The organism is Marinomonas aquiplantarum, from assembly GCF_003314975.1.
Lineage (GTDB): Bacteria > Pseudomonadota > Gammaproteobacteria > Pseudomonadales > Marinomonadaceae > Marinomonas > Marinomonas aquiplantarum.
On record NZ_QNRF01000012.1, the window covers coordinates 24,327 to 42,621 of the forward strand.

Consider the following 18,295-nt stretch of genomic DNA (forward strand, 5'->3'; position numbering starts at 1 on the left):
AGTATTTTTTATGATTGATTGAAGCCAACTGCTGTCAAGGTAGCCTGCTCAGAATGATGTTTCACCTGACAAGTATTAAATTCATCACGTTCAACGTAGTTTTTTCTGAGCCAATCAAATATGTTCTCTTTTGTATTTTGTCGATATTGATACCTTAAACGAGCATCATCTCTAGCCACATCATAAAGGGCATGCATGCTTCTCGCCAGCATTTCTTCTTTACAAACACCGTCAAACAATTGAATTGATGAAATATTTCCTGCGCTGATGGCTTCTTTATAAGCAATTTTTGTTGGTAGCTGCAAAAATTCACACAGTGCTTGGTAGACCATCCAGCTGCCCTTTTCACGGCCTTGTTTACTGTATCCTGCAATGTGCGGCGTGGCGATATCGACAAGCGACAATAACGATGGGTTGATACTCGGCTCACCATCCCAAACATCCATAACCAAATGCAACTGGCCCTGTAATTTATGATATCGGGCTATCAGGGCCGATTCGTTTATCACACCACCTCGACCTGCAGAAATAATAACGCTGTCGGCCGCCAGCTGTTCAAGCTCTGCCCCACTGATCATATCAACTGTCGGGTATTCCCCAGCTTTCGTCAAAGGAGCATGCAGAGAAACAACCTGACAAGACAAGACATCAGCTAAAGAGACAAAATTGGCTGCCTCATTATCCTCATGCTGCTTTAGTGGGTCATAAACACAAACATCACATCCTAACGCCTTAAACCTTTGATAGACGGTTTTACCCACATTACCATAGCCAAGAATACCGATTTTACGATCAAGCCATTTCACCCCTTTAGCAAGATATAAATGACTTAAACCACTGAAGACATAATCGGCGACGGCCTGAGCGTTGCACCCAGGTGCACTAGAAAATTGAATGCCTTTTTGCGAAAGATAATCCAAATCAATATGATCAACCCCTATCGTTGCGCTGCCAACGAAGCGAATTTGACTCCCTTCCAATAAGGCCTTATTCACCTTAGTGACAGACCTTACTAGTAAAATATCCGCCCCTTTAACTTGCTCATGAGTTAAGTTACGGCCATTTACTAAAGTTACTTCGCCTAAGTGTGAAAACAATGCTCTCACCTTAGGCATATTCTCATCTGCAATAATCTTCATACTTCTGCTTTAAAAACTCACTCAAATCTTGATTAGGATGGCGTTGTGACAATAGATAGCGCGAGAACAACAAAGCCCTTTCAGGCAAGTTTCCTTCATTTATATAACGATCAACCTGACGCATAACGGCTTGCTCAAAGTGCGAAAAATCGTATTCAGGCAAGGCTAAATTATCCACACTGACCCGAAAATCCAATCCTGCCGCCCAATGCAAAAGACATTCGACTGCCTGAGGTTTGACCTCTACCTGTTCAAATTGCTTTTGCGTCGTTAGATTACGGGCGTCTGATTCATACCAGTAACCATAATCTTCTAGACGACGACGTTCAGCTCCTGCGATACACCAATGGCTGATCTCATGTAAGGCGCTTGATACGTAATCCAGACGGAATAAAATTTTCGCAGGCTCATTCGTGGTCGCTGGAAGATACAAGGGCTCATCGGCATTACCAATCAAACGGGTATTAAAAGACGATAAAAAGCAGGCATCAAAGGCTGCAACAAGTTGAGTAACACTTGCCAATACAGACTCTCCAAAAAATGAGAATTATCACACAACAAATAAAAATGCGCCATGTAAAGACACCCTCTACATGACGCATTAACACATTATAAACCTGATTACAGGGAAACGAATTTAACCGCGGTAGTATCGAGATGGCACAAAAGGCATGCTTGCTTGTGTTAAAGCAATTTGCTTACCACGCATCTCTGCAAAAACAGCGTCACCTGAATCAAGAACAGAGGTTGAAACATAAGCCATTAGAATGGGCTGAGACAAACTTGGTGAAAAGCCGCCACTGGTAACCTGACCTACTTTACTACCATCTGCTGTCACCAGCTCAACCCCTTCACGTACAGGCGCTCTACCATCTACAAGATAACCAACTCGCTTCTTCGCTGGCTTTTGTTCAAACTGAGGCAGAATAATATCCGCACCAACAAATTGCCCTGCACGTTCCCCACCTGAACGGCGAACTTTTTGAATTGCCCAGTTTAAAGAAGCTTCAACAGGAGTGGTATTGGTATCAAGGTCATGACCGTATAAACATAAGCCCGCTTCCAGTCTAAGAGAATCACGCGCCCCAAGACCAATCCATTCGACTTCATTCTGAGACAGCAATGCTTGCGCAAATTCTGCTGCATACTCGTTAGGAACCGAAATTTCGTAGCCATCTTCTCCTGTGTAGCCAGAACAACTCACCCAAAGCTCGACCCCTTGCCAAGTAAATACCAAGCTCTGCATAAAGGTCATTTGAGCCGCGTCCGGCACAAGGCGAGAAAATACATCACGGGCTTTAGGCCCTTGAATAGCCAACAATGCACGATCTTCAACCACTTCCACCTCTGATGTGGTTAATTGGCTTTTTAGGTAAGCAATGTCCTGCTCTTTACAAGCCGCATTTACCACCATAAATACCTTGTCACCCCAATTAGCAAACATTAGATCATCAGCAATCCCACCTTCTTGAGTGGTAAACATGCCATATCTCTGCATACCTTCTGCCAAGCCAAGCACGTCAACAGGTAAGATTGCCTCAAGCTCAGATTTAACATTCGCACCTTTTAAAATAACCTGCCCCATATGGGATACATCAAATAACCCTGCCTGCTCTCGTGTCCACAAATGTTCTTTTTTCACACCTAGTGGATACTGCACAGGCATCTCGTAACCTGCAAACTCAACCATTCTGGCATCACTAGCAATATGCTGTTCATATAAGGCAGTACGTTTCATTTTATTACCTGCAAGATTCTTGTTTGAGAAAGTTTCCAATTGGAAACAGGTTACCCAAAAGGCAGCCTTGTTGACAAGTGCCATTCGGCTTTTATTTAAACCAAGCGCCACATTGCAGCGTACAATATAGATAAAAAACCAGACCATTCGGTCAAATAGAATGATCAAACATTTTTTTAACGCAAGTGAGTTTTTCATGTTTCCAATTGGAAACTTTTTGATTATGATAAGCAAAAATTGACGTGAACAGGACAATGACTGACGCTCTAAGAAAGATGATCTTTTTTCATCACCTTAGACTGCCAAAGTGTTATTATAGCGAAGACTCATTGTCTTATGGGCATACATGTTTATTTAAGAGGAAATTTCCCCATGGCCAACACCGAAGCCTTTTTCAGCCAAACTCTCGCAGAGCGAGATCCTGAGCTTTATGCAACGATTACAGAAGAGCAAGAACGCCAAGAAACTGGCATTGAGTTGATTGCCTCTGAAAACATCACTTCAAAAGCCGTACTTGAAGCGCAAGGTTCTGTGCTGACAAACAAATACGCGGAAGGTTATCCAAACCGTCGCTATTACGGTGGTTGTGAAGCGGTTGACGTAACTGAGCAATTGGCCATTGACCGTGCGAAACAATTGTTTAACTGTGAATTTGCTAATGTTCAGCCTCACTCAGGTGCACAAGCAAACGGCGCAGTTATGCTGGCACTATTACAACCAGGCGACACAATTCTTGGCATGTCACTTGATGCAGGCGGTCACTTAACACACGGTGCGCCACCAGCTCAATCTGGTAAATGGTTTAATGCTGTTCAATATCAAGTTAACCCTGATACTCTTTTGATCGACTACGATGCTATTGAAGCGCAAGCACTAGAATGCAAACCTAAAATGATCATCGCTGGTGGTTCCGCGATCCCTCGCGTTATCGATTTCAAACGTTTCCGTGAAATTGCTGACAAGGTTGGCGCTTACTTATTTGTCGACATGGCTCATATCGCTGGTCTTGTTGCCACAGGTGCTCATCCATCACCACTACCACACGCTCATGTTGTGACAACAACGACTCACAAAACATTGCGCGGTCCTCGTGGTGGCATGATCTTGTCTAACGACTTGGATTTGGGCAAAAAAATTAACTCTGCTGTATTCCCAGGCTACCAAGGTGGCCCATTAATGCACGTGATTGCCGGTAAAGCTGTGGCATTCGGTGAAGCATTGAAGCCTGAGTTCAAAACTTACATTGATCAAGTGGTTACTAACGCCAAAGTTTTGGCTGAAGTGATGATTGAACGTGGTTGTGATGTGGTCACTGGTGGTACCGATAACCACCTAATGCTGGTTGACCTACGTCCGAAAGGCATCAAAGGTAATATGGCCGATAAAGCACTTGAACGTGCCGGTATCACTTGTAACAAAAATGGCATTCCATTTGACACTGAAAAGCCAATGATCACATCAGGTATCCGTATTGGTACACCTGCTGCGACTTCTCGTGGTTTTGGTGAAGAAGAATTCCGCAAAGTGGGTCACCTAATCAGTGATGTTCTTGATGGCCTAGTGGCAATGCCAGAAGGTAATCCAGAAGTAGAAGCTCGCGTACTTGCAGAAGTGAAAGAACTTTGCAAACGCTTCCCACTTTACCGCTAATCAACATACCCAAGGGGACTTCCTCTTGGGTATTTTTTTAAGAGGCAAACAACAGATGAGCACTATCCCAGAAAATTTAAAATACGCCGATTCACATGAGTGGGTTCTAGACAATGGTGATGGCACTGTCACAGTTGGTATTACGGATCATGCACAAGACTTGCTTGGCGATGTTGTTTACGTCGAATTACCTGAAGTAGGCACAGCCACAACAGCTTCAGAGCAATTTTCACTAATTGAATCTGTAAAAGCTGCATCAGATATTTACGCCCCAGTTAATGGTGAAATCATTGAAGTCAATGAAGCACTAGAAGACGCTCCTGAGCTAATCAATGAAGAACCTTATGAAGGCGCTTGGATCGCTAAAATCAAACTTAGTGACCCAGCTGATCTTGATAAATTACTCAATGCATCAGGCTACGCCGACTCCATTGAGTAATTAGACTCTCATTCGAACTGCCCTGCTCTTTCATTACCATGAAAGAGCATATTCTCTCTTCTCTTCTTTTAATAGGTGATTGAACTATGACATCGTGCATCCGCGATTTGTTGAACAACGACGAATTCATCGCTCGCCATATCGGACCAGATAGCCAAGAACAAGCTAAAATGCTGACCACCATTGGCGCAAGCGATCTCGCTGAATTGATTGAAAAAACGGTTCCTGAGGCTATTCGCCAAGCAAACCTAGATTTAAGTGCTCAAGCAGTCAGCGAAAACGATGCCTTAGTCGAACTTAAAGCCATAGCACAACAAAACAAAGTCGCACGTTCTTTTATTGGCATGGGTTATCACGATACGTTTGTACCATCACCTATTTTACGAAACCTATTAGAAAATCCAGGTTGGTACACCGCTTACACGCCTTACCAGCCTGAGATATCACAAGGTCGTCTAGAAGCACTACTAAACTTCCAACAAGTTATTATTGACCTAACAGGGATGGAGATCTCCAACGCATCACTGTTGGACGAAGCGACGGCTGCCGCGGAAGCCATGACGCTAATGAAGCGCTCAAACCGAAAGAAAAGCAATTTACTCTTTGTGGCAGATCATTGTTTGCCGCAGACCATTGATGTGGTGAAAACTCGCGCTGAATTACTCGGTATTGACGTGGTGGTGGATAAGCTAGAAAAACTGAATGATCACGATATCTTCGGCGCCATTGTTCAATATCCAGGCATCGATGGTGAAGTAAATGACTTAACCTCTTTCATTGCGGCCGCTCACGAACAAAAAGCTCTAGTCAGCGTGGCCGTCGACCTACTCTCTCTTGTCTTGCTAAAATCCCCAGGCGACATGAGTGCAGACATTGTTTTTGGTAGCGCCCAACGTTTCGGTGTACCAATGGGCTTTGGTGGCCCACACGCTGCCTTCCTTGCGACAAAAGACGCATTTAAGCGCTCCATGCCTGGTCGCGTCATCGGCGTTTCCAAAGACAGTCACGATCAGCCAGCCCTGCGTATGGCGATGCAGACTCGTGAACAACACATCCGTCGCGAGAAAGCCACGTCCAACATTTGTACGGCACAAGCCCTGCTCGCTATGATGGCCAGCTTTTACGCGGTTTATCACGGACCAGACGGTCTTAAGAAAATTGCCTCTCGCGTTGCTGGACTAACACACCTTCTTGCTACTCAATTGCAAGCTAATGGCTTTAGTAGCAATACTAGTCATTTTGACACACTCATTATTGAAACCGGCGATAAAACGCAAGCCATCTATGACAATGCACAAGCGAAGTTAATGAACTTCTATCGTGCCAGTGACAACAGCTTATCTATCGCTTTAAACGAAACAACCAAGCCTCAAGATATCGTCGATATCTTAGCCTGTTTTGGCGTGACAACCGATGTTGATAGCATTGCCAACATGGACATTCGCTTTGGTATTGCAGACAACCTATTACGCCAAGACGAGATTCTGACCCACCCTGTATTCAACAGTCATCACAGCGAAACCGAACTAATGCGTTACATGCATCAGCTTGAAGTCAAAGACATCGCTCTTAATCAAAGCATGATTCCACTAGGTTCATGCACCATGAAGCTGAACGCCGCTTCTGAAATGATTCCTGTGACTTGGGCCGAATTTGGCCGCATTCACCCATTTGCACCAGACAACCAAGTGTCTGGTTATCACGCCTTGCTACAAGAGCTGATCGCGATGCTCTCTAAAGCCACAGGTTATGATACGGTTTCCTTACAACCTAACTCTGGTGCTCAAGGCGAATATGCTGGCTTGGTCGCTATTGACAAGTACCATAAGTCACGCGGCGATCATGACCGTGATGTGTGCCTGATACCAAGTTCGGCTCACGGCACCAACCCCGCTTCGGCCGCTCTTGCCGGAATGAAGGTCGTCATTGTTAAATGCGATGAAAACGGCAACATTGACTTGACCGATCTTGCGGAAAAAGCAGAAAAACACGCAGATCAACTTAGCTGCATTATGGCGACTTACCCTTCTACTCACGGCGTGTTTGAAGAGCACATTCGTGAAGTATGTGACACAGTACACAAATATGGCGGCCAAGTTTACATTGATGGCGCTAACCTTAACGCCTTGGTTGGTATTGCCCCTCCGGGCAGCTTTGGTGGCGATGTGTCTCACCTAAACTTGCATAAAACCTTCTGCATTCCACACGGTGGTGGTGGCCCAGGAATGGGACCAATTGGCGTGAAATCACACCTTGCACCTTTCTTACCAGGCCACACTATTAGCCCTGTTTTGGACATGGAAGAACAACATGGCGCTGTATCTGCCGCCCCTTACGGCAGTGCCAGCATTCTTGTAATTACATGGATGTACATCAAAATGATGGGCGACCAAGGCTTAAAAGATGCAACCTATAACGCCATCTTAAACGCCAACTATGTGGCCAAACGTCTGGGTGAGCACTACCCCGTACTTTATACTGGCAAAAACAATACAGTTGCTCACGAATGCATCATCGACATTCGTCCGTTAAAAGCAGAATCTGGCATTTCAGAAGAAGACATTGCTAAACGCCTAATGGACTTTGGTTTCCATGCGCCTACCATGTCTTTCCCTGTGGCTGGCACCTTGATGATTGAGCCAACAGAATCCGAAAACCTTGAAGAACTGGATCGTTTTTGTGACGCCATGATTCAAATTCGCAAAGAAATTAGTAAGGTTCAAGCTGGCGAATGGAGCTTGGAGGACAACCCACTTGTTAACGCCCCACATACAGCGGCAAGCTTGTTAGCAGCGGATTGGAGCCACGGTTACACTCGCGAAGAAGCAGCCTATCCATTGGCTTGGATTAAAGCTAGAAAATATTGGCCGCCAGTAGGTCGAATTGACAATGTTTACGGTGACCGCAACTTATTCTGTGAGTGCCCACCGATTGAAAGCTACGAAGGCTGATTCTACGATCAAAACTGAGATCTACATTTGCCTCTGAGTAGAAACAACCTAAAGCGAGACTAACAATCTGTTAGTCTCGCTTTTTTATTCGCTATTCTCTACCTCCCTCCAAAGTGCCCTGCCAAGCTGCTGAAAGTAGATCGTAAAAGCCTGATTAATACGCTCCCTTTGCCGTCCCTGTGGATACAAACCACGGCTCGCTTCTGTGGAATATCGCGACCCTCTGACCAAAAAATCATTATTAGGGCATGCATCTTCGACAAACGCTTCAAAAGAGCGGGCACAGAGTTCTTCAGGCTTCGCATAATATAAAATATTATATTCTTGATCCGCTTGCTGAGACGCACGAAACAACTCACTAGTTTCATCCCCCGCCGGATTCAACATAATGACTTTAAAGCAGTCAATTAAAGCCAGATTCAAAGGATGATTAGAAACCTGTGTCACATCAGACAAATTTAGCCACTGTCTAGACGCAAAACTCAGAGCCGGTGAATGAGGGTACAGTTTTTCTGCGATATAGTGATCAAAGGCATGAAACCATTCGTGTGCGAGACTACCAGCCCCCGCATTTTTCGCTAAGGCAAGCTGCCTGGTCGCTGGAGTATAATGTGCTGCTACGCCAGGCTGTCCACCCTTACCATATTGCAACCCTAGCGTTCCACGTAATGAGATTAAGGTTTCCGGCCCCTGCAAGACAGTCATTAGATCCAACAAAGCTTGATAAAAGTTGATCGCCGCTCGATCTCGTTCATGGGGGGTAACCCAACGACCCATTTCAATCCCGCGAAAATCAAATTGACGCCGGATTGAGACAAAAGAGATTTGGGTTTCAGAAGGATGGGACATTGGCATTTTAGCTTCTTGTTATTGGTTTTATATCTTATGCAAATATAGACGCTTAACTTGTTCCAGTTTGGCTTGTTTAACTTGTTTACAGGCTAACAACTCGCATTGCACATGAGCACGTAGCGCTGCAATCGCATGCTCGTCTTGAGCCAGCGTTATAATTTGCTCATCTTGCCAGTCAAGTAAACGATCAACTTCATCCTGATACGCCTCTTCAATCTTAGTTAAAGCAATTTGTTGTTCAAGATTCCTGGGGAAGCCTTGCGACTCCAGCTGCCTACCAACAGAATTGAATGTCTGTTGCCACAATAGCGATGGCAATTCATCATCTTGCTTCTTTCTATCATTTCGATTATTTGAAGCGGAACTGGCCCTAACATCAGAAATAGATTGAACGAATGCGTTAGTATTTTCTGCAGTGCCAGTGAAACCAATTGGCGAAATCACCACCAAGCAGGTCGCGGTAAACGACTTTAAATATTTTAATGTAGACATCAACATCATTAGGTGCTCATTACATTAATAGTCCGATCATTAAGCCTGAGCCAATGAATAGCGACAAGACTTATTAATACAAATGCACAATTGAATCTCATCTGTAAATCTCATGATCAATACAGACCATTTAACAAGAATAAAAAGCACTAATTAAGGCAGGATAAAATAACAAGCTCGTGACAACCGGTGCCACGAACTTACTCTAGGTAGAATGAAAGCCGATAAGATTAATAGAGCGCCTTTAGAGTATGACTCATCAAAGATTGCCACTCATCCTCTAGAGGGGCTTCAAAGACTTTTTTCTCGCCATTAAGCTCTATAACCAAGCGCGTGGCATGCAAACACAAACGTTTAAAACCTAATGCTTTGCTGGCCTTCAAATCTTCCGCTGGCGAATATTTATCGTCGCCCACAATAGGATAACCAGCATGCAAGGTATGCACGCGAATTTGATGTGTTCTACCCGTAATAGGTTCACACTCAATCAGACTATAACCTTCAAACTGCCTAACCAATTTGAACAAAGTTAAACTTTCTTTGCCATCTGTGTGAACTTTTACCACTCGCTCACCGGATTTAAGCTCATTTTTTAACAAAGGCGCATTCACCTGTTGCTTACGTTTTGGCCAACCACCATAAACCAACGCCAAATACGTTTTTTGTACGCCTTCTTTTTCACGTAGCGCGGTATGCAGTTCTTTTAAAACCGATCGCTTTTTGGCAATCATAATTAAACCCGAGGTATCTCGGTCTAAACGATGAACAAGCTCAATAAATTTTTCTTGTGGACGCATTTGACGCACCACTTCCACCAAACCAAAGCTCAGCCCACTGCCACCATGCACGGCCAATCCAGATGGCTTATTAACCACTAACAAGCCTTTATCCTCATACACAATTCGAGATTCGATCTCATTTTTTAGCTTATCGGATAGATCTGGCTTTTTAGCCTCTGGGGCAATCACGATTGGCGCAATACGAACCACATCATCCGACTGCAATCGATAATCTGGCTTGGTTCGCTTTTTATTAACGCGAATTTCACCCTTTCTCAGTAGGTTATAAATTTTCCCCTTAGGCACACCCTTCAAAAAAGTAACAAGGAAATTATCAATCCTTTGACCATGATTGTTTTCATCTATCGTTACATAGCGTACGGCGGGACGAGGGGCTAAATTCGGGTCTGTTTCAGACATATGCAAAGATTGGTTTCCTTTATAATTGAAGCACTTAGTTTTTACTGTTATATTAAATATCGCAAAGGGTAAGAGGCAACAAAACGCCTCGAAGATAAGAAGCAAGAATTGAATGATACTGCCAGAGCGACACTTTGGCCCCTATCTTACCTCTGTAACAGTTAATCTTAAATATTAAACCGCATGATTCGGAAAAAACCGCATCAGTGGAAGGAATTTCATTAAATTGCTCAACCGCGCGTTCGCGATGTTTGACAAAAAGGCAAAGAAACGAGACCAGTTAAAGAGACTATTTAGTAATAATCGAGGCAGCGACCGCTACACGCGTTTAGTTAGAAATAAATGAATCCTGTATTCATCTCGCCAGACAAAAAACTGAATGATTTGCTCTATAATTTTGAGTCAGATTGATTAATGGTTGCCCTGACACTGCTGTGGCGTTTTCGTATCCGCTAACAGAGTTCACACATAAAATGATTAGAATGTTAATAAATGCAACTCAACAAGAAGAGTTGCGCGTTGCACTAGTAGACGGTCAACGTCTGTATGACCTAGACATCGAATCTGGCTCTCGCGAGCAGAAAAAGTCCAACATTTATAAAGGTAAAATTACTCGAGTAGAACCGAGTCTTGAAGCCGCATTTGTTGATTTTGGCGCAGATCGCCACGGATTCCTTCCTCTCAAAGAAATATCTAAAACTTACTTCTCCAAAAAAGCCAACCATGACGGCCGCATCAACATCAAAGATGTGATCAGCGAAGGTCAGGAAGTCATCGTTCAGGTTGACAAAGAAGAGCGAGGCAACAAAGGTGCCGCTCTGACTACTTTCGTTAGCTTGGCCGGTCGTTACCTTGTATTGATGCCGAACAACCCACGTGCTGGCGGTATTTCTCGTCGTATTGATGGTGATGATCGCTCGCAATTGAAAGAAGCTATGTCCGGTCTGAAAACACCCGAAAATGGCGGTTTAATTGTCCGTACTGCAGGGGTTGGTCGTTCAACAGAAGAACTTCAGTGGGATTTGGACTACCTAGAAACCCTATGGAGCTCTATCACCAAAGCAGCAACTGAGAAGCCTGCTCCTTTCCTAATTTACCAGGAAAGTAACATTGTTATTCGCGCCATTCGAGACTACTTGCGTGAAGACATTGGCGAAGTGCTGATTGATGAAAAACAAGCTTACCAAGATGCCGTTAACTTTGTGATGCAAGTCATGCCTCACTTTAAATCTCGCATTAAGCTTTACACAGATTCAACGCCTTTATTTAATCGTTTCCAGATTGAAACCCAGATCGAAACAGCCTTCCAACGAGAAGTACGCTTACCTTCTGGTGGCTCTATTGTGATTGACCCTACCGAAGCTCTGGTATCTATCGATATCAACTCGGCACGAGCAACCAAAGGTGGCGACATTGAAGAAACCGCCCTTCAGACCAACCTTGAGGCGGCAGATGAAATTGCTCGCCAACTAAGACTTCGAGATATTGGCGGCTTGGTTGTCATCGACTTCATCGATATGACACCAGTGCGTAACCAGAAAGAAGTAGAAAATCGCATGAAAACGGCGCTTGAAGCTGACCGAGCTCGTGTTCAGCTAGGTCGCATTTCACGCTTCGGCCTACTTGAAATGTCTCGTCAACGCTTGCGCCCATCTTTGGGTGAGACCAGCGGCATTGTTTGCCCACGCTGTAACGGTCAGGGCTTCATTCGTGATGTTGAATCACTTGCCTTGTCTGTACTTCGTCTAATCGAAGAAGAGTGCGCAAAAGAGCGTACAGCACAAATTCGCGCTGTGTTGCCTGTCTCTGTTGCTACTTTCCTATTGAACGAGAAACGCACCAACATTGCTAAAATTGAAAAGCGCAATAGTGTTCATATCATCCTTGTGCCAAACCCACACATGGAAACACCGCACTTTGAAGTTGAACGAATCCGTGATGACAACTCAGTCGTATCACAGAACGATACAAGCTACACGCTAGTAGAGACACCTGAGCAGCCTCCATACGAGCCACGCCAGGCAAATGAAGTCGTTCGTCAACAAGCAGCTGTTACCAGCATTGCTCCAAAGGCCCCTGCACCGGCACACACTAATGTGCCAGTAAAAAGTAAACCGAGCAAAGTGAGCAAGCCTAGCCTGTTGAGTCGTATCATTACGGCCCTATTTGGTGAGTCCACTGACTCAAAAAATACAGACAAAAATACCAAAAACACCACGAGCAATAAAAACACTCGTAACAACACTAATAAGAATGCACCCAAAAATGCACGACCAAATCGCAACAAGCGCAACGTAAAACACCAAAGCGCTGAACGTGAAGAGTCGCAAGAGAAAGCACGTTCAACACGTCAATCTCGTCGTGAGCAAGCTGAAGCTGGTGGCAAAAACAATAACGGTCGTCGTAACAACCGCCCTAACCGTCAAAACGATCAGGACAATAAGACCGAGACACAAGAGCAGACACCAAAAGCCGCACGTCAGCAGAAAGAAGTGCCTGACGTTAAAGAGCGCAAACGCGACCGCAATGAAAATCGTCGTCGCAATGGCAAAATCAAAGATGAAGCAGTAGAAAACGCAAAACTTCAAGAAGCAGAACAAGCTGCAAAAGCAGAATCTGCGGAAAAAGCCGAGGCTGAAAATCAGTCTAATCAGCAGAAAAACTCTGGTGATGAGCCTCAACAACGTCGTTCTCGCCGCTCACGTCGTTCTCGCCGCCCTCAGCGCGAAGAGAACACCACAGAGAATAATGCAGCAGAGACAGAACAACCTGAGACTCAAGCAACTACCGCTCCAGCTGAACCAGTAGAAACTTCAACCGAAGTCACTGCTCCAATCAGCGCAGAGGTTGTTGAAGCGGCAACACAAGCACTTGATGAAAACAATGCTGCAACATCTGAAGCTCAAACAGACAAAGAAGCTGAAAGCAACACAACCTCAGACGCGAAAGCAGAAGAAGTCGTGAAACCTAAGCCAAAAATGTCGGTTAAGGCACAAATCAGTAAAGCAGAACAAACTGCTGAGTCAGAAGCTACCCAATCGGAAGAAACGTCTGATTTGACTGATTCTGAGACGACAAGCAAAGAATCTGAAAAAGCAGACGCAATAAGTGCTGATGTCGCTGCTGAAGCTGAAACATCGAAAAAAGATGTTGAGCCAGCTGAAACGACTGAGAACACTACGGCGGAAACAAGTGCTGACACATCCTCTCAAGAACAAGCAACAACCGAGGAAGTGCCTGCAAAACAGACCTCTGAAGCAAGCAGTTCAGAAGATTCCAAAGAACAAGACACTGCACATGTCGAAGCAACGAAAACAGAAGAGCCGGTAGCTGAAGAGACGACCACCGAGAAGGCTGAACTAGCCCCTCAACAAGAAGCCGTCAGCCCAGCAGAGCAGTCTAGTGAAGAGACCACCTCAGCTAATCAAGCGCAAAGCACTTCAGTAGACGACGCTCAAGTCGACAACGCTGAAACAGAGCAAGCGACAGATAAAAAAGTTCGTGTTCCTCGACGCGGTCGTGGCAAGCCTGTCGCCAAAGCAGCAAGCGCTGAAACGACTGCACCGGTTGAACTGCCAGAAGCGATTCTTGCCCAGCAAGAAAAGTTCCGCCAAGAGCAAGAAGAAAAACGCAATGCAGCCTCTTCTCGACGCCGCGCCACATCAGGTCGCGTTAAAAACGACCCTAGACTGGCTCGCGAAGAAGGCAAACCAGTAGAAGAAAGCGCTGAATCAAATTAGGATTAATTGATTCTTTATTCTTTTACTTAGAGCCCGCTTTTGCGGGCTCTTTTACAGACAAATGTAGACTTTTTCAACGGATTGATTTTGATTAAAAACGGATAGGTAAATTCAATGATTATTGATTTTTCTAGGTTCAAAGATTGGACATTAGTTGGTGACTTATTTGGAGGAGCAACCACTGCGGTTGTTTCACTCCCTCTTGCACTCGCGTTTGGCGTTGCCTCAGGCGCGGGCGCTGAAGCCGGCCTTTGGGGTGCGATTTTAGTTGGGTTATTTGCGGCACTATTTGGCGGTTCCACTAGCCTAATTTCCGAGCCAACCGGCCCTATGACAGTTATCATGACCGCTGTACTAACCAGCATGATGGCAAGCAGCCCTGAAAGTGGTCTAGCCATGGCGTTTACTGTGGTGATGATTGCAGGCGCGTTTCAAATAACCCTAGGCTATTTAAAACTCGGTAAATACATCACACTGATGCCTTACAGTGTTATTTCCGGATTCATGTCTGGTATAGGCGTTATTCTCGTTATTCTACAACTGGCCCCTTTCTTAGGGCACCCGTCTCCAGCTGGCGGCGTGGTTGGCACACTTACCGCCCTCCCCAACCTATTGATGAACCTAAAATTCTCCGAGTTATTTCTTGGGCTCATGACATTGGGCGTGTTGTTTTACGTTCCCAAAAAATGGCGTCGTTATGCGCCTCCCCAACTGATTGCCCTAGTTGCCATCACTCTAATTTCGATCATCCTATTTGATGACTCTGATGTCCGTCGAATCGGCATTATTCCATCAGGACTCCCTTCCATCCATTGGCCAACCTTTGAGTTCTCAGTGATTATGGAAATGATCATTAACGGATTGGTGTTGGGAACACTAGGCTGCATTGACACACTCTTAACAGCAGTCATTGCAGATAGCTTAACTCGTAAAGAGCACGACTCTAATCGCGAGTTAATTGGCCAAGGCGTGGCCAACTTCGTTTCTGGCTTACTAGGCGGCCTACCTGGCGCTGGTGCAACCATGGGAACAGTAGTGAACATTCAAACAGGGGCAAAATCCCCTCTTGCAGGCATCACTCGCGCCATTATCCTGCTACTTGTTGTACTCGGAGCGTCACAATTAATCAGCCCAATCCCTATGGCTGTACTGGCCGGAATTGCCCTCTATGTAGGGATCAACATCCTTGACTGGAGCTTCCTGAAGCGAGCCCACAAAGTTGCCTTATCCCCTACCATTATCATGTATGGCGTTATGGCGTTAACTGTCTTCGTTGACCTCATGGTTGCGGTAGGTATTGGGGTGTTTATTGCCAACATCATCACCATCGAGAAGCTTAGCCGCCTGCAGTCTGGCAATGTGAAAGCAATCAGTGATGCCGACGACGACATTCCACTGACCGAAGACGAAAAGAGTTTGCTAGACAATGCAAATGGCAAAGTGTTGCTATTCTATCTTTCCGGGCCAATGATTTTTGGGGCAAGTAAAGCCATCGCTAAGCATCATAATCGAATTCATAACTACCAAGCGGTTGTATTGGATTTAAGCGCGGTACCTATGATGGATTTAACCATTGGCTTAGCTCTGGAGAACGCCATTAAAGACGCTATCGATGCTGATTGTGCCGTATACATTTACAGCCCTAATGGACAAACCACAGAGCGACTTGAAAAACTTGGCGTTATTAGTCGACTTCCTGATAATGCTTTTTGTGATTCGCGCCTACAAGCACTTGAACATGCCACAAACAGCATAACTTCTGCCTAACCTTTTCATAATCACAACCTTCAAAAGCCTATCGTTTATCGATAGGCTTTTTTATAACCCAAAAACTCATCCCTATTAAGCTAACTTGCTAACTTGCTAACTTGCTAACTTGCTAACTTGCTAACTTGCTAACTTGCTAACTTGCTAACTTGCTAACTTGCTAACTAAGTGATTTACGGCTTTTCATGCAAGACAAGCAAAGCCTTAGTAAATACATACGTCGCAGAAATAGACGCCCAAATAACCCTTAGAAAGCATTTAAATCAGTACAATTCAGCATGTATGAAATATACAACTGAAGCCACCAATAGACATATTGTAAGCACAAAAAAAAGCCACTCAAAATGAGTGGCTTTTTAGTATGCATAGCAGACCTGAAGATTACAGTGTTAGACGACGAACATCGCTCAACAGTGAGTTCAAGTAAGTTAAGAAGCGACCTGCATCACCACCGTTAATGGCTCTGTGATCATAAGACAAGCACAAAGGCAACATAGTGCGAGGCTCGAAGTCTTTACCGTTCCAACGTGGTTCGATATCGGCTTTGGACACACCTAGAATCCCTACTTCTGGGCAGTTAACAATAGGCGTGAAACCAGTACCACCAATCGCACCAAGGCTAGAGATAGTAAAACAGCCACCTTGCATATCAGCAGGCTTAAGCTGCTTATCAAGCGCTTTTTTGATCAACACGCCCGCCTCTTTTGCGATCTGCACAACAGATTTCTTATCCGCATCACGCAATACAGGAACAACAAGTCCAACAGGGGAATCAACAGCAATACCGATGTTGACATAGTGCTTCTGCACATAACTTTCGCCATCAGCCATCAAAGACACATTGAATGCTGGGTTAGCCACCATTGCTTGCGCAACGGCTTTGATCAGGAATGGTAGTGGTGTCAATTTCACACCTTGCTTTTCCATTTCTGGCTTCAAGCTCTTACGGAATTCTTCTAGATTCGAAATATCGGCTTTATCAAACTGAGTCACTTGTGGCACAACCAAAGAGTTGCGAACCATGTTTTCAGCTGTCAATCGCTGGATCTTACTCATCTTAACAATTTCGATTTCACCGAACTTGCTAAAGTCTTGATCTGGAACCGTTGGCAAACCTGCACCAGAGGCCGCGCCCGCAGTAGGTGCAGATGCCGCCTTCTGTACAGCCGCTTTAACATAAGCATGTAGATCTTCTTTCAAGATACGACCACGAGGGCCAGTAGCACGAACAAGCGATAAATCTACACCCAACTCACGAGCCAACATGCGAACAGCAGGACCTGCGTGAACTTTCTTGGATGGCTCAGTCAATACAGCAGATTGATCTACAGCAGGAGCCGCCGCTTTTGGCTGACTTGCAGCTGGCGCTTCGGCTTTCTTCTCTGGTGCTGGCGCTGTTGCTTGTGTAGCAGGTGCTGAAACAGCCCCTTCCACTTCAAGCTCTAGGATCAAATCACCCTCAGAAACCTGATCGCCCTCTTTTATAGAGATAGACTTCACTTTACCGGATTTAGGCGCAGGAATGTCCATTGATGCTTTGTCTGTTTCAAGCACAATGATTGAATCACCCTCTTTGACCTCATCGCCAGCGGCAACCGCCACTTCGATGACATCAACACCTTCAGCACCGCCAATATCAGGCACCTTAACGGATTCGACACCACCAGAAGTCGCAACAGGTGCAGCTTCGGCTGCCTGTTGAGCAGGCTCAGCAACCTCTTCAGAGGCACCTGCAGATTCCGTAACCATGGCTAAGATGGCACTTCCTTCTGACACTGTATCGCCTACTTTGATAGAGATAGCACCAACTTTACCTGTAAATGGTGAAGGTATATCCATTGACGCTTTGTCCGTTTCAAGAACGATTAAAGAATCACCTTCTTCTACCTGATCACCTTCAGCGACACAAAGCTCTATCACCTCAACGTCTGTAGCACCACCAATATCAGGTACAACAACTTGTTGCTCACTAGACGTAGCAGCAGGTGCAGGTGCAGCAGTCGACCCAGCTGCTTGTTCTGCTTCAGCAGGCTGATCAACACTAGCGGAACCTTCAAGTTCGATCACTAGAACTTCATCACCTTCAGACACTTTATCGCCTTCAGCAACGGAAATTTTCGTTACTTTACCTGCTTGCGATGAAGGCACATCCATTGAAGCCTTGTCCGTTTCTAAAACAATAATTGATTGGTCAACTTCAATAATGTCACCAACCTTAACACTGACCTCGATAACTTCGACATCAGTCGCACCGCCAATATCCGGTACTCGAATGATTTCAGTACTCACAGAAATCTCCTTTGTCGTTTAGACGCATCAAACTTAAAA

General features: G+C 45.1%; 12 protein-coding genes. 5 read left to right on the plus strand and 7 right to left on the minus strand.

What is annotated here, in order from left to right; translation table 11 throughout:
• Nucleotides 1-8 precede the first annotated feature (8 nt).
• From DFP76_RS16335 to gcvT, 3 genes are all read right to left on the minus strand, one after another.
• Nucleotides 9-1,139, minus strand: a complete 1,131-nt coding sequence (locus DFP76_RS16335; RefSeq protein ID WP_113875637.1) for a 4-phosphoerythronate dehydrogenase — start codon at nt 1,137-1,139, stop codon at nt 9-11.
• Complete coding sequence (locus DFP76_RS16340) at nt 1,120-1,662, minus strand: elongation factor P hydroxylase (RefSeq protein WP_113875638.1); 543 nt, start codon at nt 1,660-1,662, stop codon at nt 1,120-1,122. Before DFP76_RS16340 ends, DFP76_RS16335 begins: the two co-directional genes overlap by 20 nt.
• A gap of 114 nt (nt 1,663-1,776) precedes the next feature.
• The gene (gene gcvT / locus DFP76_RS16345) at nt 1,777-2,877 is read right to left on the minus strand and encodes a glycine cleavage system aminomethyltransferase GcvT (RefSeq protein WP_113875668.1); all 1,101 of its coding nucleotides are present in this window, start codon (nt 2,875-2,877) and stop codon (nt 1,777-1,779) included.
• 372 nt (nt 2,878-3,249) lie between these two features.
• Between gcvT and glyA the strand changes: the two genes are divergently transcribed.
• The 3 genes from glyA to gcvP all read left to right on the plus strand — a co-directional run bounded on the left by glyA (nt 3,250) and on the right by gcvP (nt 7,917).
• A complete protein-coding gene (gene glyA, locus DFP76_RS16350) occupies nt 3,250-4,527 on the plus strand; it encodes a serine hydroxymethyltransferase (RefSeq protein ID WP_113875639.1) in 1,278 nt (425 codons plus the stop codon).
• 55 nt (nt 4,528-4,582) lie between these two features.
• Entirely contained in the window at nt 4,583-4,966 is a 384-nt protein-coding gene (gene gcvH / locus DFP76_RS16355) for a glycine cleavage system protein GcvH (protein ID WP_113875669.1), read from the plus strand.
• A gap of 86 nt (nt 4,967-5,052) precedes the next feature.
• On the plus strand, nt 5,053-7,917 hold the full coding sequence (gcvP, locus tag DFP76_RS16360) for an aminomethyl-transferring glycine dehydrogenase (protein WP_113875640.1): 2,865 nt from the start codon (nt 5,053-5,055) through the stop codon (nt 7,915-7,917).
• An 84-nt stretch (nt 7,918-8,001) separates the two neighbouring features.
• Here the strand turns inward: gcvP and DFP76_RS16365 are convergent, their stop codons facing one another.
• The 3 genes from DFP76_RS16365 to DFP76_RS16375 all read right to left on the minus strand — a co-directional run bounded on the left by DFP76_RS16365 (nt 8,002) and on the right by DFP76_RS16375 (nt 10,460).
• Nucleotides 8,002-8,766, minus strand: coding sequence for a CLCA_X family protein (locus tag DFP76_RS16365; RefSeq protein WP_113875670.1), 765 nt, complete (start codon nt 8,764-8,766; stop codon nt 8,002-8,004).
• Nucleotides 8,767-8,793: 27 nt separating this feature from the next.
• Nucleotides 8,794-9,270, minus strand: a complete 477-nt coding sequence (locus tag DFP76_RS16370) for a hypothetical protein (protein WP_113875641.1) — start codon at nt 9,268-9,270, stop codon at nt 8,794-8,796.
• Nucleotides 9,271-9,491: 221 nt separating this feature from the next.
• Nucleotides 9,492-10,460 carry an RluA family pseudouridine synthase gene (locus tag DFP76_RS16375; protein WP_113875642.1) on the minus strand — a complete coding sequence of 323 codons (969 nt, stop codon included), beginning with the start codon at nt 10,458-10,460 and terminating at the stop codon, nt 9,492-9,494.
• A 473-nt stretch (nt 10,461-10,933) separates the two neighbouring features.
• Between DFP76_RS16375 and rne the strand changes: the two genes are divergently transcribed.
• Together rne and DFP76_RS16385 are read left to right on the plus strand one after the other, a co-directional pair.
• The gene (rne, locus tag DFP76_RS16380) at nt 10,934-14,200 is read left to right on the plus strand and encodes a ribonuclease E (protein WP_181799867.1); all 3,267 of its coding nucleotides are present in this window, start codon (nt 10,934-10,936) and stop codon (nt 14,198-14,200) included.
• Nucleotides 14,201-14,314: 114 nt separating this feature from the next.
• Nucleotides 14,315-15,967 carry a SulP family inorganic anion transporter gene (locus DFP76_RS16385; RefSeq protein WP_181799868.1) on the plus strand — a complete coding sequence of 551 codons (1,653 nt, stop codon included), beginning with the start codon at nt 14,315-14,317 and terminating at the stop codon, nt 15,965-15,967.
• Between the two features lie 381 nt (nt 15,968-16,348).
• Here the strand turns inward: DFP76_RS16385 and aceF are convergent, their stop codons facing one another.
• Entirely contained in the window at nt 16,349-18,256 is a 1,908-nt protein-coding gene (gene aceF, locus DFP76_RS16390; protein ID WP_113875644.1) for a pyruvate dehydrogenase complex dihydrolipoyllysine-residue acetyltransferase, read from the minus strand.
• Between the last annotated feature and the right edge of the window lie 39 nt (nt 18,257-18,295).

Coding starts and splice junctions, on each gene's coding strand:
- DFP76_RS16335 (WP_113875637.1), bottom strand. CDS start 1,139: ATGAAGATTATTGCAGATGAGAATATGCCTAAGGTGAGAGCATTGTTT.
- gcvT (WP_113875668.1), bottom strand. CDS start 2,877: ATGAAACGTACTGCCTTATATGAACAGCATATTGCTAGTGATGCCAGA.
- glyA (WP_113875639.1), top strand. CDS start 3,250: ATGGCCAACACCGAAGCCTTTTTCAGCCAAACTCTCGCAGAGCGAGAT.
- gcvH (WP_113875669.1), top strand. CDS start 4,583: ATGAGCACTATCCCAGAAAATTTAAAATACGCCGATTCACATGAGTGG.
- gcvP (WP_113875640.1), top strand. CDS start 5,053: ATGACATCGTGCATCCGCGATTTGTTGAACAACGACGAATTCATCGCT.
- DFP76_RS16365 (WP_113875670.1), bottom strand. CDS start 8,766: ATGTCCCATCCTTCTGAAACCCAAATCTCTTTTGTCTCAATCCGGCGT.
- DFP76_RS16370 (WP_113875641.1), bottom strand. CDS start 9,270: ATGATGTTGATGTCTACATTAAAATATTTAAAGTCGTTTACCGCGACC.
- DFP76_RS16375 (WP_113875642.1), bottom strand. CDS start 10,460: ATGTCTGAAACAGACCCGAATTTAGCCCCTCGTCCCGCCGTACGCTAT.
- rne (WP_181799867.1), top strand. CDS start 10,934: ATGATTAGAATGTTAATAAATGCAACTCAACAAGAAGAGTTGCGCGTT.
- DFP76_RS16385 (WP_181799868.1), top strand. CDS start 14,315: ATGATTATTGATTTTTCTAGGTTCAAAGATTGGACATTAGTTGGTGAC.